Annotated in this window: 19 protein-coding genes; 7 read left to right on the forward strand and 12 right to left on the reverse strand. The window is 74.4% G+C overall.

Annotated elements, in window-relative coordinates; genetic code table 11:
* Positions 1-3: 3 nt before the first annotated feature.
* From ACFQ79_RS12255 to ACFQ79_RS12275, 5 genes are read right to left on the reverse strand one after another with little or no spacing between them, the layout of a single operon-like run.
* Positions 4-1,596, reverse strand: coding sequence for a hypothetical protein (locus ACFQ79_RS12255; protein ID WP_383581914.1), 1,593 nt, complete (start codon positions 1,594-1,596; stop codon positions 4-6).
* Entirely contained in the window at positions 1,593-3,533 is a 1,941-nt protein-coding gene (locus tag ACFQ79_RS12260) for a TOMM precursor leader peptide-binding protein (protein ID WP_383581916.1), read from the reverse strand. Before ACFQ79_RS12260 ends, ACFQ79_RS12255 begins: the two co-directional genes overlap by 4 nt.
* The gene (locus ACFQ79_RS12265; RefSeq protein ID WP_383581919.1) at positions 3,523-5,298 is read right to left on the reverse strand and encodes a hypothetical protein; all 1,776 of its coding nucleotides are present in this window, start codon (positions 5,296-5,298) and stop codon (positions 3,523-3,525) included. The genes ACFQ79_RS12260 and ACFQ79_RS12265 overlap by 11 nt, the downstream gene beginning before the upstream one ends.
* A complete protein-coding gene (locus ACFQ79_RS12270; protein ID WP_383581922.1) occupies positions 5,295-8,033 on the reverse strand; it encodes a hypothetical protein in 2,739 nt (912 codons plus the stop codon). Before ACFQ79_RS12270 ends, ACFQ79_RS12265 begins: the two co-directional genes overlap by 4 nt.
* A complete protein-coding gene (locus ACFQ79_RS12275; protein ID WP_383581924.1) occupies positions 8,030-9,268 on the reverse strand; it encodes a hypothetical protein in 1,239 nt (412 codons plus the stop codon). Before ACFQ79_RS12275 ends, ACFQ79_RS12270 begins: the two co-directional genes overlap by 4 nt.
* A gap of 234 nt (positions 9,269-9,502) precedes the next feature.
* Here ACFQ79_RS12275 and ACFQ79_RS12280 point away from each other — a divergent pair, with 234 nt between their 5' ends.
* A complete protein-coding gene (locus ACFQ79_RS12280; RefSeq protein WP_383581927.1) occupies positions 9,503-10,066 on the forward strand; it encodes a DUF7010 family protein in 564 nt (187 codons plus the stop codon).
* 108 nt (positions 10,067-10,174) lie between these two features.
* On the opposite strand, the gene ACFQ79_RS12285 is transcribed toward ACFQ79_RS12280, so the two are convergent.
* The 3 genes from ACFQ79_RS12285 to ACFQ79_RS12295 form a co-directional block, all read right to left on the reverse strand.
* A complete protein-coding gene (locus tag ACFQ79_RS12285; RefSeq protein ID WP_015036315.1) occupies positions 10,175-10,345 on the reverse strand; it encodes a thiazolylpeptide-type bacteriocin in 171 nt (56 codons plus the stop codon).
* Positions 10,346-10,381: 36 nt separating this feature from the next.
* Positions 10,382-10,558, reverse strand: a complete 177-nt coding sequence (locus ACFQ79_RS12290) for a thiazolylpeptide-type bacteriocin (RefSeq protein ID WP_073912617.1) — start codon at positions 10,556-10,558, stop codon at positions 10,382-10,384.
* 142 nt (positions 10,559-10,700) lie between these two features.
* Positions 10,701-12,239, reverse strand: a complete 1,539-nt coding sequence (locus ACFQ79_RS12295; protein ID WP_383581930.1) for a SagB family peptide dehydrogenase — start codon at positions 12,237-12,239, stop codon at positions 10,701-10,703.
* A 375-nt stretch (positions 12,240-12,614) separates the two neighbouring features.
* On the opposite strand from ACFQ79_RS12295, the gene ACFQ79_RS12300 reads away from it, so the two are divergent.
* The 4 genes from ACFQ79_RS12300 to ACFQ79_RS12315 are packed head-to-tail and all read left to right on the forward strand — an operon-like array spanning position 12,615 to position 17,981.
* The gene (locus tag ACFQ79_RS12300) at positions 12,615-14,075 is read left to right on the forward strand and encodes a multicopper oxidase family protein (RefSeq protein ID WP_383581932.1); all 1,461 of its coding nucleotides are present in this window, start codon (positions 12,615-12,617) and stop codon (positions 14,073-14,075) included.
* A 45-nt stretch (positions 14,076-14,120) separates the two neighbouring features.
* Positions 14,121-15,908, forward strand: a complete 1,788-nt coding sequence (locus ACFQ79_RS12305; RefSeq protein WP_383581935.1) for a class I adenylate-forming enzyme family protein — start codon at positions 14,121-14,123, stop codon at positions 15,906-15,908.
* Complete coding sequence (locus tag ACFQ79_RS12310; RefSeq protein WP_383581937.1) at positions 15,905-16,894, forward strand: 2-amino-3,7-dideoxy-D-threo-hept-6-ulosonate synthase; 990 nt, start codon at positions 15,905-15,907, stop codon at positions 16,892-16,894. The genes ACFQ79_RS12305 and ACFQ79_RS12310 overlap by 4 nt, the downstream gene beginning before the upstream one ends.
* Positions 16,866-17,981, forward strand: a complete 1,116-nt coding sequence (locus tag ACFQ79_RS12315) for a 3-dehydroquinate synthase II family protein (RefSeq protein ID WP_073912607.1) — start codon at positions 16,866-16,868, stop codon at positions 17,979-17,981. The genes ACFQ79_RS12310 and ACFQ79_RS12315 overlap by 29 nt, the downstream gene beginning before the upstream one ends.
* Before the next feature lie 95 nt (positions 17,982-18,076).
* On the opposite strand, the gene ACFQ79_RS12320 is transcribed toward ACFQ79_RS12315, so the two are convergent.
* Positions 18,077-18,682: a response regulator transcription factor gene (locus ACFQ79_RS12320; protein WP_187623151.1), complete on the reverse strand. Its 606-nt coding sequence runs from the start codon at positions 18,680-18,682 to the stop codon at positions 18,077-18,079.
* Positions 18,683-18,763: 81 nt separating this feature from the next.
* Positions 18,764-19,291, reverse strand: coding sequence for an SDR family NAD(P)-dependent oxidoreductase (locus ACFQ79_RS12325; RefSeq protein WP_383581940.1), 528 nt, complete (start codon positions 19,289-19,291; stop codon positions 18,764-18,766).
* 149 nt (positions 19,292-19,440) lie between these two features.
* Between ACFQ79_RS12325 and ACFQ79_RS12330 the strand changes: the two genes are divergently transcribed.
* Complete coding sequence (locus ACFQ79_RS12330; protein ID WP_055603521.1) at positions 19,441-20,424, forward strand: helix-turn-helix transcriptional regulator; 984 nt, start codon at positions 19,441-19,443, stop codon at positions 20,422-20,424.
* Between the two features lie 61 nt (positions 20,425-20,485).
* Here the strand turns inward: ACFQ79_RS12330 and ACFQ79_RS12335 are convergent, their stop codons facing one another.
* Together ACFQ79_RS12335 and ACFQ79_RS12340 are read right to left on the reverse strand one after the other, a co-directional pair.
* Positions 20,486-20,746 carry a hypothetical protein gene (locus tag ACFQ79_RS12335; RefSeq protein WP_383581943.1) on the reverse strand — a complete coding sequence of 87 codons (261 nt, stop codon included), beginning with the start codon at positions 20,744-20,746 and terminating at the stop codon, positions 20,486-20,488.
* A 781-nt stretch (positions 20,747-21,527) separates the two neighbouring features.
* The gene (locus ACFQ79_RS12340) at positions 21,528-21,743 is read right to left on the reverse strand and encodes an EF-hand domain-containing protein (protein WP_383581946.1); all 216 of its coding nucleotides are present in this window, start codon (positions 21,741-21,743) and stop codon (positions 21,528-21,530) included.
* A gap of 74 nt (positions 21,744-21,817) precedes the next feature.
* Here ACFQ79_RS12340 and ACFQ79_RS12345 point away from each other — a divergent pair, with 74 nt between their 5' ends.
* Complete coding sequence (locus ACFQ79_RS12345) at positions 21,818-22,456, forward strand: GNAT family N-acetyltransferase (protein ID WP_383581949.1); 639 nt, start codon at positions 21,818-21,820, stop codon at positions 22,454-22,456.
* The last annotated feature ends 1 nt before the right edge of the window (position 22,457 follow it).

Genomic DNA, 22,457 nt, shown 5'->3' on the forward strand with positions numbered 1-22,457 from the left:
CCTTCAGAGTCTGAGGTCGAGCAGCGCGCCGCCGGTGTCCTGCGGCACTCCCACGACCACGGACAGGACGATCATCTCGTCGGGGTCCAGGCCGAGGACGCGCTGGGTGGGAATCTCCTTGAAGGCCCGCACGGGACGGGCGAAGAGGCCGGAGGCGGCGGCGGACAGGCAGAGCCCGTGCGCGGCCCAGCCGGCGGCGTGCTGGACGGCGCCCCAGCCGGCGGTCCCGAGGCGCTCGAAGAGCTCCCGGGTCCGTACGGACAGGAACACGGTGAGCGGCGCGTGGCGGATGCCGCAGCCGTTGACGGGCGAGACGCCGTAGCCGTACTGCTCCTCCAGGCGTTCGGGCGCGGTCGCGTCGGCGCGCAGGAGACGCGTGGTGCCGTCCCGGAGCCGGTGGACGCCGTCGGTCTGTCCTGCGACGCCCTTGACGACGGCGGTGACGGTCAACGCCTCGAAGGCGGTGGCGAGTTCGGGGCCGGGCGGTGGTACGGAGAGCCAGCGGGCCGCACTGTCGAGCGCCTCGGCGGGCACGGTCCCGCGCCGGCCGCTCATGCCGTGCAGGGCGCGCGGCATGCGGCCGGAGTGGCGCCGCCACAGCAGTTCCGCCCAGTCCGGCACGGTCGCCGAGGGGCCGAGGCCCGCGGGGACGGCGGTGGTGAGCGGGGCGGGGGCGCCGCCGTAGGTCTGCTCCCGGTTGACGCGGATCAGCTCGGCGAGGGCGGGGTCGGTGCGGGCGAGGTGGGCCGGCGGCCCGGGAACGGAGTCCGTCCCCCGGGCCGGCGCTCCCCGGCCGTCCGCCGGCTCCCCGCCGTCCGCGAGCTCCACGACGAACGGCAGGGACCACGCCCAGGCGTCGTCCAGGCCCAGGGCGGGCAGCAGCCCGTGGGCGCCGGGGCCCGGGAGCCGGAGCCGCGCGGGCACGTCGAACAGTTCGAGGCCGAGGCTCAACGCCCTCAGTACGAAGCCGAGTTCGATGGCGATGAGCGAGCCGCGGAACCACTGGTAGGCGGGCGGCACGGTCGTGTACCGACCGGTGAGCACGACGTTCCCGGCAGGGGCCGCCGGGGCGCCGGTGAGGGCGTGCCGGTCCGGTTCGAGCAGGCGCCACGGCATGCCCGCGCCCCCGTCCACGAAGGCGTGGACGGGGAACAGGCAGCGCGGCGAGGCGTACGGCCGGTGGTCGTTGTAGGGGTTCTCGGGCTCCCTGCGCTGCGGTCCGAAGGCGGTGACGAGAGCGCGGCCGAGCCGGTCCCCGACCGGTTCGGCCGCGCCCCCGCCCCGACCGGCTCCGGGTGGCGGCGCCGGGTAGGGCAGCGCCGCGAGCCGGTCGTGGGTGCCGAGCGGCAGGGCCCGGCGCGGGCCGCCCCCGCGCGGCGGCGGGGGCGGTACGTGCGTGTCGGGCGGCGGTTGCGGCACCCAGGTCCACGGGGGCGCCTCCGGTGCGTCGTCCCCGGCCCCGTACGCGTACCAGAGGGGCTCGCGGGCGATGCTGTTGTCGCCCTCGGGGCCGGGCAGGTCGACCGGGCCGCGCCGGGGCGGAGCCCCGGTGCCGACGCCGGCGTCCGTCGCGCGCGGGGCCGTCGGGGCCGTCACGGGAACGGGTGGGGGTCGAGGGGGAACGCCCGGTGCTCCTGCCCGGTGCCGCGCAGGGCGGCGGTGAGCCGGGGCAGTCCGGCCAGCCGCTGCTGGGCGTGGCCGAAGCACATCGGGACGATGCCGGGGACGACCGCGCGGGCCACGTGGATGCCCGCGTCGGCGTGTTCGCGGCTGGTCTGGTCGACGAGCACGATCCGGTCGAGCCCGGCCTCGGCGAAGAGTCCGCGGACGAAGTCCAGGGCGCCGCGCACGTCCCCGCCGGAGCCGCGCTCCATCCGGCCCGGCCAGTCGGGGAAGGCCTCGTCGAGCGTGACCCGGGGGCCGCCGAGCGCCGCGGTGGCGCGGGCGGCGGTCTCGGGCAGCGAGGAGAAGCGGACGTGGTCCTCCAGCTCCTGGACCAGCCACGGGTCCTCGACCATCGGCTCGACGGTCTCACGGGTCCAGTCGACCGGGTTGGTGACGAGCTGGGCGACCTCGCGCAGGGCGCCGCGGATCGCGGACTGCGGGTCGGCGCCGGAACCGGCCGAGGAGAAGGTGGCGGGGAAGGGGTTGAGCCGGTTCACCGCGAGCACCCAGACGACCGGGAGGCCGATGTCCTGGGTGGCGACGAGCAGGTGCACGTCGAAGCCGCGCGACTCCATCAACTCGATCATGGCGCGGCTGGTGGGGTCGGTGAGGGAGGAGTTCGGGATGGTCGGCAGCGGGGCGGCCCGGTGCCAGGAGAGCAGGAACGCGTCCCGCTCCGCCAGCTCGAACAGCGAGTGCAGGGCGGCCTCTTCGAGGTTGGCGCCGACGGCGCAGCCGCTGGAGGACTCGTAGAAGTAGTGCTTGCGGCCGGGCGTCCCGGCGGCGCGGGCGGCCCTGCGGTCGCGGCGGTGGTTGTACTCGTACTGGTAGAAGGCGTGGTCGGCGGGGACGAGCAGGGCGCGCCCGTCGTCGAGGTCGTGGCCCCACACCCAGTCCATCGGGGTGTCGGCGTCGAACGGCGTGGCCCTGCTGGTCGGGTGGGCGAGCTGCTCGGCCGTGTACTGCCCGAGGCCGGCCGGGTCGACGGCGTGCTCCGCGACCTCGGCGTACGAACGGTGGGTGAGGACGGGGATGTCGTACGGGAAGCCCGCGAGGCGCTCGTACGCCTCCAGGATCGCCACGGGTCCGGTCTCGGCGAAGGTCCGGGCACGGCCGTGGCCCATCGCCGGGGCGTCCGGGACCACGGCCATGCTCATCGCGAACGGGGCGCGGGACTCCCGCAGGAGCGCGCGGACGGGACCGAAGCGGTCGTCGACCAGGCGGTCCTGGAGCACCCCGCGCTCGACGAGCCGGCTGGCGGCGGTGCGGGTGCAGTCGTCCGGGAACGCGGGCCGGTCGGCCGGGGTGAGCGGCGCCGGGGCCTCCGTACCGTCGAGCCGTTCGTACGCCGGTCCGCAGAGCGGGCAGTGGAAGCTGCGGGCGATCCGGTGCCGGCGCAGTCCGCGCGGCGAGACGGAGAAGAGTTCGCCGGGCCCGAGCGGCCGCCTCACCAGGTGCTCCAGGGTCGCCCGGAGCAGTTCGGGGAGGAGCGGCGCGCCCGGCCCGGGGGCGGTGGTCGCGTGCCGCAGGTCGCCGACGAGGGGGTGGTCGGGGACGGTGCGGTCGCGGACCTCGGCGCAGCCGGCGCAGCCGGCGTCGGTGCCGGGCCGCCAGAGCGGCCCCACGAGGACCTCGTCGCCCAGGAGGCGTACGGAGAGGTGGGCCCGGCCGGCGGCGACGGCCTCGTCGAACCGCGCCCGCTCCCACTCGAGGTGCCAGCCGCGGTCGACCGCGACGGTTCCCCCGGGGAGGAGGTCCGCGAGGACGTCGAGCGCGGCGCGCCAGGCCTCGTCGGCGGGGTGGGCGTCGAGCCCGGGGCCCCGGGCGAGGGCCGGGGCGGGGACGGGGGTGAGCGTGTCAGTGGGCATCGTGGGCCTCCACGGGGCCGTACCAGAGGGGAAGCTCGCCGAGCACGGGGTCGTGGCGGAGGGCCTCGCCCCGGTACGTGGTGGCGGTACGGGCGGCCAGTCGGGCGCGGAGGGCGTCCAGGGCGGCGCGGTCGGCGAAGAGCAGGGCGTCGGTGGAGAGCGGGTCGACGGTGCCGGGGCCGTCCGCGGTCTGGGTGCGGGCGAGCGCGGTGCACAGGGCGTTCCGGGCGGCCTCGGCCGCGTCGGCGCCCCAGGCGCGGCCGAGGGTGACGCCGTCGGCGGTCACCTCGGCGAGCCGCCAGTCGAGGCCGGGCACGCCGTGCAGCCGTAGCGCGGGTTCGTGCGGCAGGAGGGCGCGGAGTCCGGCGAGGATCCGCAGGCCCTCCGCGTCGAGACCCTCGCACGCCACGCCGCCCGCGGCCGCGGCGGGAGCGCCCGCCGGGAGGGCCGCGGGCGGCACGTGCGGGGTGGCGGTCTTCGCCGGAAGGGGTGCCGTCTCCCCGGCGAGCAGGCGCAGCGCGCCGTCGAGGAGCCAGTGTTCCCTGGTGAGCCCGGCCGCCGGGGTGGGAGCCCCGGGGATGTGGGCGTGCGGGCCGGCCGCCGGGGTGGGAGCCCCGGGGATGAGGGCCCGCAGGGCCTGCAGGGTGGCCGCCACGGTGGCGGTCTCCTGATGGGCGGCCCAGGCGAGGACCGTGGTCGGGGGGCGGCCGTCGGCGCGGAGCTCGGCGGCGCGCAGGGCGAGCGGCATCTGGGGCAGGTCGGCGCCCTCGGTGAGGGCGAGCGGTCCGGTCCAGCGCGCGGCGAGCGGGGTCGCCGTCTCGCGTGCCTCGTCCGGTTCGGGCCGGGGGTCGGCGGGGGCGGTGCCGAGGGTGAACGGGCCCTCGGTGAGGGAGCCCGGTCGGCCGGTCGCGGCCGCCTGGTGGGCTCCCCCGACGGTGACCCGGTCGGAGACCAGGTCCGTCCCGTGCACGACATGGGCCTCGCCCGTGTCCGACGTACCGGTGAGGGTGTCGATGAGGAGCTGCGCCCCGAGGGCGCCGGCGAGCGCGTCCGCCACGGGGCGGGGCGCGGGCGCGGTGGACTCGGCTGCGGCCCAGGCGCGGGCCCGGTCGTGGAACGCGGCGCGGACGGCCGGGTGTCCGGGGCCGGTGAGGGCGGGGCCGACGAGAGTGACGCCGGTGCCGCCGAGGAGGACGGGGACGACGAGGGGCGCGTCGGCGGACGGTGCCCGACCGCCGTCGTCCTCGCGGATGTCGAGGACCGCGTCCGGGGCGGCGGCCGCCTCATCGGTGCCGGTGAGGACGGTGCCGACCCCCGCCCGGCGCAGACCGCGCACGGCCGGTCCTGTCGCGGTCGCCGGGCCGGTGACCAGGACCGTCGCGGCGCGGAGCCGGGCGAAGGCCCCGTACGGGTCGCCGAGGAGGCCTTCGAGGCGGGCGAGGGACTCGGCGTGCCGCTGCCGTACGCCGGCGGGCGGTTCGGGCGCGGTGTGCGCGGCGGGGTCGAGGAGCAGTCCGTTCTCGCGGAGCTTGTCGACGAGGAGACGGACGGCGGGGCGGGCGCGTTCGGTGCCGATCTCGGCGACGAGCGCGTCCTCGTCGGTGCCGTCCTCCAGGAGCGGCACGCAGCCCTGGGCGACGGCGTGCAGGACCTCGGAGCCGCGCAGCACGAACTGGGCGCGGGCGCCGCTGAAGTAGACCCCGCCGGGGACGGGTGCGTAGTGCAGGTCGGGGCGCGTCCTGAGCGCCGCTCCGGGCTTCGTCATCGCTCCTCCGCCTCGGTCGTCGGGTGGTAGGTGAAGCGGCCGCCGGCGGTCCTGCCGACCTCGACGACCCACTCGGTGGCGTGGGTGCCGTCGACGACGCCGGGCAGCGCCTCCTCCAGGTAGCTGCCGCCGGTGTCGGCGCCGCGGCGCTCCAGCATCCGGGGCAGGACGCGCGCGCCGAGCGCGCTGCTGAGGTCCACGTACTGGGGCTTCTGCTGGAGGCGCTTGGACTGGATGTCGGGGGCGCCGACGGAGAGCGGGCCCTCGTCCTCGGGGACGGTCTTGATGACGACCTCCTCGGGGACGCCGTACTTGGCGCGCCAGGCGTTGAGGGCGAGGAGCCGTTCGTGCTCCTCGGGCCCGGCGGCCAGGGCGGTGCCCAGTTCCTCTCCGCCGTACCAGCGGCGGCGGCCGATGAGGACGTCGCCGACGGCCATCCGGGGCGCGACGCGGGTCGTCGAACGGTCCCAGGGGGTGGCGGCGTGCCAGCTGTTGGGGAGGGCGTTGAAGAGGCGGCCGCTGATGGCGAGGCCGGAGGCGACGGAGAGCGGCGGCGGGAAGAGGCCGGGGTGGCCGGTGCCGAGCGGCAGGACCCGCAGCGGGGCGCCTTCGGCGTCCTCGACGCGCAGGGAGTCGGTCTCGGGGTCGTGGGCGAGCCGCAGTCCGAACCAGTCGTCGGGGGTGAGGCCGCCGGGCAGGATCGGTGTGTGGGCGTTGACGTTGAGGCGGTGCAGGCCCAGGTCCTCGGTGACGCGGGCGCCGTCGTAACCGTAGACCCGGCGCACGTGGTCGGCGAGGCGGGGCAGCGCGCGGCCGCCGAGGCGCCGGTCGGCCTCCAGGAAGCGGGCGTAGAGCATGCCGTGGCCCGGCAGTCCGTCGTTGAGGACGAGGTGGCCGTCGCCGCGCTGGAGCAGGATGCCGTAGATCAGCGGGTCGCGGCGGAAGCGTTCCGGCAGGTCGCCGGTGAGGCCCGCGACCTGCTCCGGGCTGATGCGGAGGGTGTCGTCGCCGCGCTCGACGGCCTGGCCGATGAGGGCGTGGAGCGTCTCGGTGACCTCGCGGCGCAGCTCGTAGATGCGCTCGAGTGAGCCGTCGGCGGGGCCGATGCCCTTGAGGGCGGTCGGGTCGCCGGGGCCGTCGGGGCCGTACACGGCGGCCATGGCGGCGGCGCGGCGCGAGACCTCGCCGACGACGAAGGGGGCGTTGGCGGCGAGCGGGACGTTCGCCCCGGGGCCGAAGCGCTCGACGAACGCGGCGGTCATGAGGACGCGCACGTCGTGGAGCCAGTCGAAGACGGTGAGGAGTTCGACGGCCGGGCCGAGGTCCTTCAGCGACTCCTTCCAGGGTTCCGTGGCCACCTTGAGCGGCGGCATCACGTAGTCCTCCTCGACCGTGACGTGGGCGGGGCGGCCGGCGGCGTGGCTGAGTTCGCCGAGGGCGCCGCGCAGCTCGGCGAGCGCGTCGCCGCGTTCGGCGGCGGGCGCGGCGGTGAAGGCGGGCAGGCCCGCCCTGACGCGGTCGGTGAGCCGCTTCGTCACCGGGCGGGGGTCGTCGGGGGTGAGCAGGACGTCGTAGTCGGTGGAGCCGTCCTCGGCCTCGTGGAAGGTGCAGAGGAGGCCCTGTGCGACGGCGCCGCGGACCTTCTGGTCGGCGTCCTCGGCGGCGATGCCGGAGCGTGCGGCGACATGGGCGACGACGGACGGGAAGGGGCGGGGGCCCATGGAGACCGCGTCGAGGAGGTCTCCGGCGGGGCCGTCGAGGGAGACGGCGGCGCGGCGCATCCCCTCGGGGGCGGGCTTGAGGAAGAACAGCTTCCCGGCCGCCGGGTCGGGCGCGGAGGTCGGCGGCAGGCCGATCCACATGTCCTCGATGGCCCGGTCGGCGGGGTCGGGCAGCCCGCCGAGCACGTAGTTGAGCATCACGCGGTCGAGGCCGGGGAAGGCGGTCGCGCCGCCGAAGCCCGCCTCGTCGGGTCCGGGGGCGGCCGGTTCGGGCTCGGCGATGCCGACGGCCGTGAACCGGGCGAGCGGGCTCGTACGGACCATGGCGCGGGTGACGTACTGGATGAGGCCGCGCTCGGACTTGCGGGACTTGGAGGGGACCTTGCCGGGGGCCCGGACGGCGGCGCGGTAGCGCTCGGCCTCCTGGTGGACCTCGGGGGCGACGAGGGCGAGGGAGCGCAACAGGTCGGCGTCGCCGAGGAGTCCGGCGAGGACTCCGCGCTCGCGCTCGGCGGCGTCGGGGTAGCCGGCGACGAGCTCCTCGCGGATCCGCTCGCGCTCCTCGCGGGCTTCGCGCCAGGCGTCGATCGCGGGGGTGGCGGGCTCCGGCGCCTTCTTCGGGGCCTTGCCGCTGTTCACGGCGCGGCGCAGGGCGATCAGTTCGCGCCGTTCGGCGTCGTCGGTCGCGGCGCCGATCCGCTCGTACAGCTCGTCGGACGCGGCGGCGGAGGCCTCGGCGAGGGTCTGCTCGGCGGCGGTGACGAGGACGAGCAGACGGCGCAGTTCGGCGTCGGCGAGCCGGGCCCGGCGCAGCGGGTTCACCCGCAGGAACCAGAGGGGCTCGGGGGCGGGCGCCGCGGGCGCGCTCGTCGGTGCGTCCGCGTGCGCGCTCGTCGGTGCGTCCGCGGGCGCGGTCGTCGGCACGGTGTTCTGGCCGGGCGTCGGTACGGTCGCCGGCTCGGGCGGCGCGTCCCCGCGCGGGTCCGTGGGGATGCCGATCACGGGGGCGGTCATCGGAGGGCTCCCTCAGGGGCGGTGCCCGGAGCGGCGCTCGGGGCGGGGGTGGCGGAACTCGGGTTCCCGGCAGGGGTGTTCGCGGCGAGGCGTGCGCGCCAGGAGACGCCGAGGACCTCGTCGACCGTCTCGGCGACGGCGAAGCAGGTGTAGTAGCGCTGCATCGGGGAGACGGTGAGCAGCGGCAGCTGCTCGTAGAAGAGGTTCGTGAGGAGCCGGAAGGAGGCGAACCACGGGGACGGGGCCGAGGTCACGCCGGCCTCGCCGACGGTCCGGTGGAAGTCGCTGTCGGGCTGCTCGCCCTGCGGGACGACGGTGGTGGCCCCGGGCGGCCCCATCTCGGAGCGGTCGAGCCCGGCGGTGGCACCGTCGAGCAGGTCGAGCGTGAGGGTGCCGGCGGCGACCGCGCTCTCCAGCGCCCCGGCGCCGTAGGCGAGTCCGGTGCGCCAGGCGGCGGCGGTGGCGGAGACCTCGCCGTTCAGCCGCTGCTCGACGACCCGGCGGAGCACGGGCGCGTCCTTGGCGAGGCGCTGCTGGAAGACGGGGCGTACGTCCTTGGTGGGCGCGGCCCAGGCGAGGAAGGCCTCGACGTGGGAACGGGGCGAGAAGACCCCGTATCCGAGGCCGAGGGTGTGGGTGTCGGCGAGCGCGACGAAGGCCTCGGCGAGCCGGAGCGTGCCGGAGCCGGGCTCGCCGGCGAGGTCGTCGATCGTCCGCAGGAGCGCGGGGGTCAGGGCCCCGTGCACGACGGTGCGGAAGCGGTCGAGGCGCGGGTCGCGGGCGGCGGCCGCGGAGGGCCCGCCGGTCTGTCCGCCGTCCCGGCCGCCTGGCGCGATCCGCTCGACGGCGCCGTGCTCGCGCAGCGGCAGGTAGGGCGGCTGGACGGCCTCCAGGCGGCCGAACTCGCGGGCCTGGTCGAGGTAGGTCTCCTCGGTGAGGGCCCGGGGCGGGTCGAGCGGGCCGGCGTCCAGGGCCCGGGCGACGCCGTCCCAGTCGGGGCCGCCGCCCGGGACGCCGGTGGCGTCGCGGGCGAGGATGTCGACGTGCGGCCCGTGGAGCCACCCGCGGCGCAGCTGGACGGCGGGAGCGCCCGCCTCGTTCAGCGCGCGGGCGACCGGTACGACGTACCGGGCGAGCCAGGCCGGTGTGACCGGCATCCGTGTGTGCAGCCGCACTCCCGTCAGGCCGTCGGAATCCGGCTTCACGGCAGTGCGCTCCAGCGCATCAACCCCCATGCTTTCGCACCTTCCGAGAATTCGAGAACAACGTCCTGGACTTTCTTTCACTTCCGGCCGCAATCATGTGCCGAGGAAATGCGGGGCGATAGGGGAAAGGGATCCGGGCTGACATGTGTCACCCTTTCCGTGACGCTCGGGCCACGGCTCCGTTCGAGACGGGTCCGAGTCGGACTGGCTGAAAATAGACAACGCGGTCGGATCATCGCGGAGCGTCGTTGTAGGGTCCGCGCCATGACTACGGAAACCACCGACGCCGAGTGCCTGGCACTCACGCGTAATCTGCGCCGTCGCGGCGCGATCGTCCTCGCCGTCTTCGCCCTCGTATGGGCCTTCGCGGGCGGTTCGGGGATAGCGGCGGTGCCCGTGTCCGTCGCGGTCGGCGTCGTCGCCGCCGTCGTGACCGCCGGCGCGGTGGTGTTCGCCTTCCGGGGCACCGCGGGTCCGGTGACCCGTCTGGTCCGCCTGCCGGAGAAGTGGAACCGGGGGGTCGGCCTGGTCAACATGGCCGAGCTGGTGGCGATCTTCGCGGTGATCGCCGCGTCGAACGCCTCGGGTCACCCCGAGTTCATCCCGGTCGGGATCTGCCTGGTCGTGGGCCTGCACTTCTTCCCGCTCGCCCGCCTCTTCGACCAGGGGCAGTACAAGTGGACCGCGATCTTCCTGACGGCGGTCGCGCTGGTGGGGCTCGTCGTCCTGGCGGCCGGCACCACCGCGGAGACGATCCGCACCGTGGTGGGCTTGGGCGCGGCCCTCGTGCTGTGGGCCTCGTCCTTCCACGTGGCCCTGCGCGGCTGACGGCCCGCACCCCCCGAAGACACCGAAACGCACGCGAGGATGCGCCACCCGGCCGGAGCCGGGCGGTCGCATCCTTCGTGCGTCGTGCGTTCAGCCTCGGTTACCCGGTCAGCAGGCCGAGCAGGTGGAGGAGGACGACGACGAGGTGCCGATCGAGCCGCTGGAGGCACCCATCTCCGGGAGGGCCACGCCCTGGGCGACCTCGAGGGTCTCCAGCTCCGCGACGTCGAAGTTGTCGAAGGCCGCGTCGTCGCCGTTCTTGATGTCGTCGATGCTCATGGTGTGTTTCCTTTCAGCGTTTCGGTTGGGGGAGGTTCAGCAGGCGGAGCAGGTGGAGGAGCTGGAGGACGAGGTGCCGATCGAGCCGCTGGAGGCACCCATCTCCGGGAGGGCCACGCCCTGGGCGACCTCGAGGGTCTCCAGCTCGTCGACGTCGAAGTTCTCGAACGCCTTGTCCGCGTCCTGGCCCTGCTTGATGTCGTCGATGCTCATTCTGAATTCCTTTCCGAATTCTTCTCGGCAACCGTTCGGCTGCAACACCAATAATGCTGACCGACCATCCCCCGCACCAGCCTTTCCGAGCTCTGCCTGACGTTTATCACGCCCGGAATAACCGGCGTCACGCCGGAAGGGCTCAGGGGTTCTCGGGAAGGGACCACTCGGGGCTGTTGAGCATCCGCCACCCTTCCCCCGGCTCACCTGCGACGGAGTCGTCCGGACGCCGGCTGCCGAGCAGGAAGTCGCCCACCGAGGACTCCTGGAGGTAGTCCAGGCCGAGCACCCGCGCGGACATGTCGGCGTCACCGTTGCCCAGCGCGCAGGGGGCGAGACCGAGGGCCGTCGCCACCAGGTACATCGTCTGGTAGAGCACGCCCGTGTGCCGGAGCGTGGTCGCGTAGGCGATGGCCCGGTACTTCCACGACATGCGCTGGAAGCGGGCCGTGACGGTGACGAGGACGTCGGGACGCGCCTCCATGCCGGTGGCCCGGGAGGCCACGTGGAAGAGGGACTCGCGGTCGGCCTCCTCCTCGTTGCGCAGGACGAGCCGGTGGCCGACGGGGTCGTAGTAGTAGATGCCGGGTGCCAGGCCCTCGCAGCGCCGCACGGTGACGTACAGCTCCAGCTCGTACCCTTGGCCGCCGCTCGGGTAGGGGCGGGAGACGACCTCGTCGCGGTCGCTGCCGGGCTCCGGCGTGTAGTGGGCGCGGACGCGGGCGACGCGGTAGAGGAACTCGCCGAGCTGGCGGGCGGTCATCTCCTGGTCGCCGTAGCCCCGGATGGACCGCCGGGTCTCGATCGCCGTGGTGAGGGACGGGTCGTGCGCGGCGATCTCCTCACGGGTCGGCCGGTGGAGGGCCACGGCGGGGCCCTCGGGGACGGGGCGTACGGCCGGCCGGGGCTCGATGGCTCCCCGGTGGGGGTAGACGGCGCCGAACACGTCGTCGTACCGGCCGGAGCGGATGCGCGAGTGGAAGAGGAGGTCGTGGAAGTCCCACTGCCGCAGGACGGGCTCGCCGTCCGAGGCGAAGACCCCGTCCTCGTCGGCGAGTTCGGCGAATCCGGCGCCCACGAGGTGGCCGAGGACATCGGCGGTGCCCGCCTCGTCGAGACCGGCGTGCGCACCGAGGCGGGCGGGGGTGCCGGGCTCGCCGAGCGCGGCGGCCAGGGTCCGGGCGGCGGGGTCGGTGAGCACCGCCCGGAACTTGACCAGCGGCGACTCCAGGACGAGGGCGCCTTCACGGCTGCGGCAGAAGGCGAAGCGGGAGAGCCGTACGGTCGCGTCGGCGGGGACGGGGACCGGCGCATGGGCGGCGTCGCGCGCCACCGGCTCCAGCCGGAGCAGCTCGCGGTTCCCGCCGCGGGTCAGGACGGCGTGGGCCACCAGGTGCCGGGCGCGGTCGAGGACCCGCTCGAACCCGACGCGCTCGGCGGGGCGGAGCCCCTCGTACAACTCCTCGACGGGCAGGGGCCCTTCGGCGAGCCGCTCCAGGGCGGTCCGGACGCCGTCCCGGACGGGGCGGAGGGCGAGTGAGGTGGCGGGCCCGGCGAGCGTGGCGACGTCGCCCTCCTCCGGGGCGAAGAGGACGCGCACCCCTCCGGTGAACGCCGGGACGGCGAGGGCGGGTTCGAGGGGACGCGGGCCGGTGTCCGCGGGTGTCTGCGTGGTCTGCACGGTGCCTCCGTGGGCGCGAGGATGACGGTCCGGCGCCGGGGCCGTGCGGCCCCGGAGGCCGGCGGACGGGAAGGCGCCGTACGCAGGGCAGACGCCGGGCACCACTCTCGCGCGGGGAGCGCGCGCCTGATCCGCGGCCGCCGGATCCGGTGACATTTCCCGGCAGTCGCGTGACGGACCGCATTTCGGGCCGTGACTCTCGTCATCCCGGAGTGCCGGATTCCCGTACCGACCGGCGGAAATGACCGAGGTCATCGATCGCGTGACACATGCAAGAACCGGGGCGAGCGCGCTCGGAGTTCCGGCGTTTCGCGCCCATGCTCGGAGAACGAATTCACCACCGTTCCCGGAAGACCGTCACGTTAGGAATCCGCTGTGTTCTCTCGCCGCAACGCGATACGACTCGGACTCACCGCCGGTGCCGTCGGCGCTGTCGGCGCGGCCGGCGGGGTGTTCCAGAGCCTCACCTCCGGTACGCAGGCGGTGGCCGCGGAGCCGCCCGCCGGCCCGCCCGCGGTCACCCCGTTCACCGTCCCGCTGCCCCGGCCCCGGGTCCTCGCCCCCTACCGGCGGACCCGGTCGGCCGACTACTACGCGGTCACCATGCGCAGGGCGCGGGTCGAGATCCTGCCCGGTCTGCGGACCGAGGTCCTGACGTACAACGGCACCTTCCCCGGCCCCACCATCCGGGCCCGCAGCGGGCGGACGGCCGTCGTGAAGCAGATCAACGCGCTCTCCGCGCCGACCTCGGTCCACCTGCACGGCGGGAACAACCCGCAGGACCAGGACGGCGGGATGATGGACCTGATCCAGCCGGGCCGGTCGAAGACCTACGTGTACGCCAACCGCCAGGTCGGCGCCACGCTGTGGACCCACGACCACGCCCACCACATGGAGTCCGAGCACGTCTACCGGGGCCTTTCCGGGCTCTACCTCCTCGGCGACGAGGCCGAGGACGCGCTCGGACTGCCCTCGGGGCCGTACGAGGTGCCGCTGATCCTCCGGGACGCGCACTTCGACGCGGCGGGGCAGATGGTCTACACGATGGACGACGCGCTCAACCGCACGACCATCCTGGTCAACGGGGCCCCGTGGCCGTACATGAAGGTCAAGGCCCGCAAGTACCGCTTCCGGATGGTCAACTCCTGCAACCTGCGCATCTTCGTGATGGCGCTCTCCGACGGCAGCCCCATCATCCACGTCGGCTCGGACGGCGGGCTGCTGCCGGCGCCGGCGCCCTCGCCGGTGATCGTCCTCTCCCCCGGCGAGCGCGCCGACTTCGTCGTCGACTTCTCGCGGTACGCGCCGGGCACCCAGGTCACCCTGGCGAACATGCTGGGCCCCGGGCCGACCGAGCTCGTCGGGCAGATCATGCGCTTCGACGTCGAGGAGAAGGTGACCGACACCAGCCGGGTGCCGGACGTCCTCGCCACCCTGCCGCCGCTGCCCACGCCGACCGTGGAGCGGAGCTTCGAACTGCGGATGGACGAGCCGGGCACGGGCCACCTCGCGTACATCAACGAGAAGACCTTCGACCACGACCGGATCGACACCGAGATCGCCTGGGGCTCCACCGAGGTGTGGACGGTCAAGAACACCAGCACGACCGTCCCGCACAACTTCCACACCCACCTGGTGCAGTTCCGGATTCTCGAACGGGACGGAATGCCGGTCTATCCGGCGGAGGCCGGCCTCAAGGACACCGTCCTCCTCTTCCCGGGGCAGACCGCGAAACTCCAGCTGACCTTCGACACCCATCGCGGGGTCTTTCCCTATCACTGCCACATGATCGACCACAGCGCCATGGGAATGATGGCGCAGATGCGCGTCTCCTGAATTTCTTCCGCACCTCTGAACTCCTCGTTCCGGAAAGGAGGAACCATGTACGTACGCCGCATTCTCGACGCTCTCGGAAAGGACCCGGGGCGCGTGGTGATCCACCGCGCCGACGAGGCCGTCACCGCCGGCCGGCTCGCCGGCTCGGTGCGGGCCACCACGGCCCTGCTGCACTCCCGCGGCGTCCGCCCCGGTGACACCGTCGCCGTGCTGACGGGCCCCAACCGGCCGCTGATGCTCGGCGCCCGGTACGCCGTCCATCTCCTGGGCGCCACCTCCGTGTACGTACGGTCGATGAATCCGCGTACCGACACGGAGACCTTCTCGGTCGCCACCCAGGCCCAGCTCCTGGAGGACCTCCGGGTGTCGGTGCTGCTCGTCGACGACGAGAGCGCCGAACGCGGCGACTGGCTCACCCGCCGCGTCCCGGCCGTGACCGCGCTGACCGTCCCCTGGGGGGCGGCGGCCGGATCCACCGAACCGCTGCCGGCGCGACTCCCCGAGCCGCGCCCGGACGACCTCGCGACCGTCGAGTTCACCAGCGGGAGCACCGGCCGGCCGAAGATGGTCGCCCAGCGGTACGACACACGTGAGGAGCTCGTCAGCCGTCTCGCACATGGCCTCGATCCCCGGGGACCCGCGACGCTGCTGTCCGTCACACCGATCAGCCACACCACCGCGCCGATGGCCGACGCGGTGCTCGCGAGCGGCGGACGGGTCGTGCTGCACGACGAGTTCGACGCGGGTGACGCCCTGGACGCCTTCGAGCGGCACGGGGTCACCGACGTCTACCTCGCCGTCCCGCACCTCTACCGGCTCCTGGACCATCCGGCCGCCCCGCTCACCGATCTGTCGTCACTGCGCCGCATCACCTACAGCGGCACCCCGGCGGCGCCGGCGCGGGTGGCACGGGCCGTCGAGCTCTTCGGCGACGTGCTCATCCAGGTGTACGGGACGACGGAGGCGGGCGGCATCAGCAGCCTCAACCCGCTGGACCACCGCGAGCCGGAGCTGCTCGGCTCGGCGGGCCGTCCGTTCCCCTGGGTGCGGGTGGAGATCCGCGGCCCCGGCGGCGGCCCCCAGGTGGAGCGGGGGGTGTCGGGCGAGATCTGGATCAGCTCGCCGACGGTCACGGCCGGCTACCTCGGCGACGAGGAACGCACCGGGACCGTCTTCCGCGACGGCTGGCTGTGCACCGGCGACCTGGGGCACTGGGACCGGTACGGCTACCTCCGGCTCGACGGCCGGGTGGGCGACGTGATCAAGCACGGCGGGCTCAAGCTGGACCCGGCGGCCATCGAGGCGGCGCTGATGCGCCATCCGCAGGTGCGCCAGGCCACGGTGTTCGGAGTGCGGGACCGCGACTGGGTGGAGCAGGTGCACGCGGCCGTCGAGCTGTACTCGGGAGCCGGGCAGACCTCCTGCGACCTGCGGGGATACGTGGCCGCGGCGCTGACTCCGGAGCACACTCCGGTCCGCGTCTCGGTCTGGCCGCGGCTGCCGCTCACGCCCTCGGGCAAACCGGACCGCGCCTATCTGCGCTCCGTCTCGCCACCGGACCCCGCCGCGTCCGCCGCCCACGCCACCGCGGGAGGCGCCCCGCACGCCACGGTCACGGGTGCCCCGCACGCCACGGTCACGGGCGCTCCGGCGGCCACGGGCACGGGCGCCCCGACCGCCACCGCCCTCCGCGGCGCAGGCGCCCCGCGCGTCGGCGGGCCGGCCCTCAGCTCCCCGCGCGGAGCCACCGCGCGGGACGACCCCGTCCGCGTGAGCGGCGCGGGTCACCAGCCCGATCACGCCTCCTCGCGAACCAGAAAGGGCGTTCCATGACCGGTTTCGGCCACTTCGCCCGGTCGCTGCGGCTACGGCGGCTCTACCGCCACAGCACGGCCGGCCTGATGATCACCCCTCTCGACCATTCGATCCACGACGGTCCCGTGGTGCCGAAGGGCACCACGCTCGACCAGCTCGCCGCCCGGATCGCGGCCGGCGGCGCCGACGCCGTCGTCGTGCACAAGGGCAGCGTCCGGCACATCAGCCCGGAGCGGTTCGCCGCGATGTCGCTGATCATCCACCTCAACGCGAGCACCAGCCAGGCGCTCGACCCCAACGCCAAGTACGTCGTCGCCGGCGTCGAGGAGGCCCTGCGCCTCGGCGCGGACGCGGTCAGCGTCCACGTCAACCTCGGCTCCGACGACGAGCGGCAGCAGATCGGCGACCTCGGCCGGATCGCCGACGCCTGCGACCGCTGGAACCTGCCGCTGCTCGCGATGGTGTACCCGCGCGGGCCGCGGATCAGCGACCCCCGGGACCCGGCGGTCGTCGCGCACGCCGTGACGATCGCCGCGGACCTGGGCGCGGACCTGGTCAAGACCGTCTTCCTCGGATCCACCGCGGAGATGCTCGACCTGACCGCGGCCTGCCCGGTGCCGGTGCTCGTCGCCGGCGGACCCGCCCTGGAGAAGGAGGAGGACGTCCTGGCGTACGTCAGGGACGCCATCGCCGGAGGGGCGGGCGGGGTGGCCATGGGCCGCAACATCTTCCAGGCCAAGGACCCGCGCGCGCTGGCGGCCAAGGTCGCCAGGATCGTGCACCACTTCCCCGAACAGCACTTCACCACCGTCCCGTTCAGCGAGTCGGGCGGCCGGGAGCGGCTTCACAGCGAACGCCTCACCCCCGACCACCTCGACGGCACACCGCTCGACGACCCGCACCACGAAGACACCCCTCTCGACGGCCCGTCGCTCGACGGCTCGTCTCTCGACCATCTGACAGGAGGTCCGCATCATGACGGACGCCAAACTGTGCTGGCTTGACATCCGTGAGGCCGGCGCCGCCACCGCCGCCGTCCTCGAGGAGGCCGTGCACCAGAAGATCGACGGCATCGTCGCCGCCGACCCGGCCGTCTTCGCCGGTCTGCCGCCCACCGTCCGCAAGGTCCTGCTCTTCGAGGACGGCGCCGCCACCGTGCCCGCCGACCTGGGCGACGCCGACGTCGTGATCGTCCCCGGCCCGAAGGACGGCCGGGCCGAGCTCGAAGCGGCCCACCCGGACGTGCAGTTCGGGCGGTACGTGGAGATCGTCGACGCCGACACCCTGGAGGACGCCTGCCTGGCGGCGCGTCTCGAGGCGTGGAGCGTCCTCGACTTCCGCGACCCGACGAAGATCCCGCTGGAGATCGTCATCGCGGCCGCCTCGGGCGCGCCCGGTTCCATCGTGACGACGGCCGCCGACACCGAGGAGGCCGAGATCCTGTACGGCGTCCTGGAGCACGGCTCGGACGGTGTCCTGATGCGGGGCCGTACGGTCGGCGACGCGACGGCCCTGCGGACCGCGGCGACCGCGCACGGCGGGGAGATCTCCCTGGTCGAGCTGGAGGTCACGGCGACCACGCACATCGGCATGGGCGAGCGTGCCTGCGTCGACACCACGACCCACTTCCGCAAGGACGAGGGCATCCTGGTGGGCTCCCACTCCAAGGGCATGGTCCTGTGCGTCAGCGAGACCCATCCGCTGCCGTACATGCCGACCCGTCCGTTCCGCGTCAACGCGGGTGCCCTGCACTCCTACACCGTGGGGCAGAACGGCCGCACCCACTACCTGAGCGAGCTGCACGCCGGCAGTTCCGTCCTGGCGGTCGACGTCGACGGCCGTACGCGGCCCGTCAGCGTCGGCCGGGTGAAGATCGAGACGCGTCCGCTCATCTCCATCGACGCGGTCGCGCCCAGCGGCCAGACGGTCAACCTGATCCTCCAGGACGACTGGCACGTCCGGGTCCTCGGCCCCGGCGCCTCGGTGCTCAACAGCACCGAACTCAAGCCGGGCGACCGCATCCTGGGTCACCTGCCGACGGCCGACCGTCATGTCGGCTACCCGATCAACGAGTTCTGCCTGGAGAAGTAGGAGCGCACGGAGCGCCCTGCTCCACCCTGTCGTGAAGCCCCGCCCCGGCACGCCTCGTGCCGGGGCCGGCGCGCGTCCGGACTCCTCCGCCGTCCTCACAGCAACCCGCATTCCGCCGCGATGCGCGCCGCGTCGAACCGGTTGCGGCCGCCGAGCTTCTTGATCGCCGCCGAGGTGAGGTTCCGTACCGTCCCCGCCGCGAGGTAGAGCTCGCCCGCGATCTCCTTGACGGTCGCCCCGCCCGCGGTCAGCCGCAGGACGTCGGTCTCCCGGACGCTGAGCACGGTCTCCCCCGCCGCCGGTGTCCGCAGCAGTCCCGGGTCGACGGTGAGGCAGCCCCCCGCCACTCCCACGAGGGTGGTGATCAGCTGCGGCAGCCGGGCCGTCTTCGGTACGACTCCGAGCGCTCCGGCGGCCACCGCCCGGTCCACCACGGACGGGGTGGCCGAACCGACCATCAACGCCACTCCGCAGCTCGGATGGTGCGAGCGCACCTCGGTGGCGGCGTGCAGCGCCTTGCCTCCCATCGTGCTCTCGCCGAGCAGGAGCACCGTCGGCCGGTGCCGCTGGACGGCCGGGAGCACCGCCTCGAAGGTCGTGGCGAGCCCCACGACGTCCAGGCCGTTGGTGCCGTTCAGGGTCTCGGCGAAGGCCTCCAGGACCAGTTGGTGGTCACCGGCCACGACGACGCGAATGGACATCTCTCTCCCCGTGGTGACTTCTGTGGTGCCTTCTGTGTGGTGTGTGTGCGGTGGTGACGGCGGTGCCGGGCGCCGTGTGTCTCAGCGGATCGTCGCCCGCGCCGCGTCCGCGGCCAGGCCGTCGACGACGGCGCGGAGCCAGCCGCGGTCGCCGGCCGTCGTCAGGTCCGGGCCGGCGGCGCCGACCGGGGTGTGCTCGATGTGCCGGGCGCCGGGCGGCAGCGCGGCCGCGAGCGCGGCCGACACGGCGCGGAAGGCGCGCAGCAGTTCACCGGGGGCGTCCGGCGCCGGCAGCACGACGACGGCGGCGTTCACCGGGCCCGCGTCGGCGGCGATCTGGCCGGGCAGCCGGCCCGCCTCGGCCGGATCGCGGATGTCGATGCGGTACGGCAGGGCGAGCAGGCCCGCGTCGTTGAGCGCCTTGCAGAGGAAGGCGGCGTTGGTGGCGGCGTCGTCGCCGCGGTCCGGGTGACCGGCGCCGACGACGGCGACGATCGCCCCCGCGGCGCTCAGCCGTGTCGCGAGCTCCCGGCCGATGCCCGTGGTGGCATCGACGACGAGGACGACGAGACCGTCGAGCCGCGGCGGGGAGGAACCGGTCTGGAGCACGTGACGTCCCTTTCGAGGAGATCGTCGAACGGGTAGCGTGATGATCGTGTGAATGGGGTGAATCGGGTCGCTCGGGCGCTGGAGCGCGGAACCCGGTTCGGCACTCCGCCCCGAACGACCCTGGGGCGGTACGACCATTGGGGGACACCGTGGACGAGGTCTCGTCGCTCGACCAACACACGCTGGGCGTGTACCGCGCGATCCTGTTCCACAAGGAGCACGATCCCGAGCGCCTGGCGAAACTGCTGAGCTGCACGACGGAACAGGTGGAGGAGGCGCTCGACCTGCTGACGCGGCTCTCCCTGCTCGCGCCGTCCCGGGACAGTCCGGGCCGGATGCGCGCGGTGAACCCGTCGCTCGGTCTCAAGGTGCTGCTCCAGCGGGAGGAGCGCGAACTCGCCTCGCGGCAGCAGCGGATCGAGCAGAATCGTGCCGCCCTCGCCGCTCTCGCGGCCGAGTACACGGCATCGGGCCGCTCGGGCGGTCTCGACGGGGCGGAGCACCTCGACAACGTCGACGACATCCGTACCCGCCTGGAGGCCCTCGCCGAGTCCTGTACGCGCGAGTCGCTCGCCTTCCATCCCGGCAAGGCCCTCACGGAGGAGTCCGTAGAGGCCGGCCGGCCCCTGAACGAGCGGGCGATGGAGCGGGGCGTCCGCTTCCGGACCATCTATCTGGACAGTGTCGCGGGTGACCGGGTCACCCGGGCGCACGCCCAGTGGATGGCGGAGCGCGGCAGCGAGATCCGTACCTCGCCGACGCTTCCGATGCGGTTGCTGATCGTGGACACGGCGGCGGCGGTGGTCGCCGGGCTGCCCGGTCAGGCCCAGCCGTCCGCGCTGCTCTTCAGCAGCCAGCCGGTGGTCCTGGCCATGCGCGCCCTGTTCGAGGCCTACTGGGAGCACGCCTCCCCGCTGAACGGCCCGGGGGACGCCCTGCCCGGCGGGCTCACCCCGCAGGAGCGCAAACTGCTCCAGCTGCTGGCGAGCGGTCTCACCGACGAGGCCGTGGCGCGGGCGCTGGGCATCGGGGTGCGGACGGAGCGGCGGATCGTGGCCGACCTGATGGAGCGGCTGGGTGCGTCGAGCAGGTTCGAGGCGGGGGTGCAGGCGACCCGCCGGGAGTGGATCTGAGACCCGGAGCGGAGCCGGAGCGGTGCGGCGGCCGTGGCGGCGGTCGTGACGTGCATGGCGGTCAGTCCCTGGGGGCGATCGGCCAGACGAAGTCGTCCGGGATGTCGATGACGCAGGGCAGTCCGGGGAGCGTCGGGACGCAGGGGAAGTCCGGCATCTGCGGGTGCGGCGGCGTCGGCCAGACGAAGTCGTCACCGCGCTGGGCGACCGTGTTCGGGGCGGTGGGGGCGGCCTCGGCCGGGGAGGCGATCACCAGTCCGCCGAGGACGGCGGCGGCGACGGCGGCGAGGACACTGCTTGCGCGGCGGGAGCGACAGGACATGTGGGTCTCCGTTCCGGGTTCGGATGCGGTACGAGTGCGGCGTACGTGCGTGTCAGGAGGTCCTTGGCGGCCGGTGACTTTTCAGCCGTCCCGGCCGCACACCTAGAGGAAATCACCGCGGGGCCCCGGCTGTCCGCTTCCGGACAGGCCAGGAAGCTGCCTGGCAACGAGCTGCCTCACGACCTGCGGGAAAGAGCGGGGTCGGGCCTTGGGCGGACCCCCTGGTTCCGGCCAAAAGGCCAGGTGGGGGGCGCATCCGAGAGCGTTCGCGCGCCGGGCAGGGATCCGGCCACGGGCATGTGGTGCAGCGAGTTGCCACGGGCACGGAGCGGCCGGGGGACGGACCGCGTGCCTCCGGACGGCGGGCGGGGGAAGGGCCGGGGACGCGGGGAAGGCGACCGGGGAACGCCCGGGGGAACGGTTCGGCGCCGGCCCGGCACCACGGCCGGCGGCGCCCGGAGGGGGCGGCGGCGAGACGGCCGGGCGGGAGCGAGGTGCCTGTCAGGGGCTGGAACGTCTGCGGGTGGGCGCGCGCGGCGCCTCGGCGCGCGAGCGGCAGGACGGCCGACCCGGGGCGCGGGAGGGCGGCGCGGGATGGCGGCGCGGAGGGCGGCGCGGAGGGCGGCGCGGAGGGCCGCAAGAACGGGGGCGCCGGCCGCGACGGGGACGGGGCCCTCGCGGAGCGCGTACGAGACGGGTCCGGGAGGCGTCACCGGACGGTCGTCACCGGGCCCCGGACGGGCGGCAACTCAGCGTTGCGCCGCCCGTCGGGGCGGGCTGGTCACGCCTTGTTGTAGTGCGCCCAGAACTCGTCCCAGGAGAGCACGCCGTCACCGTTGGCGTCGCGCTGCTTGATGAGCACCTCGGCGACCGACTCGGTGACGTGGAAGTCGCCGTGCCGGGCCATGAGGCTCTTGTACTCCGCGGCGGTGATGAAACCGTCCCCGTCGGCGTCGAACGTGTTGAATGCGCTGCGTGCCGCGTCGATGTCCGCCACTGCTTCCGCCCCTTCTCGGTGCTTGTCTGACGGGGGTCAGATTAGCTGGCCCGGCCCTGCCGGATGATGGGGGTATGAACGACGAGGTGGCTCGGATCCTGGCGGCGGCGGCGCGCGGGGAGTTCCCTCCCCCGGACGGGTCGACGACGGTCGTGCCGCAGCCGGGCCCCCGGGACGCCGGGGTGCTCGCCTTCACCGCCCATTCGGTGGTCTTCACGGACGCCGACCCGGAGTGGGTACGGGCCGCGCTCGCGGCGACGTCGAGCGACCCGCTGGCGGCCAGCATGAACCCGGGCTTCCTGATGGCGCTGATGGCCCGCACCGGCCGGCACATGAACACGATCGACCTGCTCACCGTCGCCGACGCGCTGCCGGGCGCTCCCCCGCTGGAGCTCCGGGAGATCGTGGACCCGGACCACCCCCGGGTCGCGCGGGCGCTGAAGTTCCGCGACGAGGTCCGGGTGTGGGCGGCGGACGGCGGCCTCGTGGTCCTGGGCCGGGGCGTGGCGGGGCGCTGGGAGGCGGCCGTCGAGGTCGACGAGGAGGTACGCCACCGGGGCCTGGGCCGCGCCCTGGCCACGGCGGCGCGGCACCTCACGCCGGACGCCGTGGTCTGGGCGCAGCAGTCCCCGGGCAACGCCCGCAGCGTCCGCGCCTTCCAGGCGGCGGGCTATCGCCCGGTGGCCTCGGAGGCCCTCCTGGTCGCGGGCTGAC

Origin of the sequence: Streptomyces sp. NPDC056480, from assembly GCF_042795405.1 — a bacterium.
GTDB lineage: Bacteria > Actinomycetota > Actinomycetes > Streptomycetales > Streptomycetaceae > Streptomyces.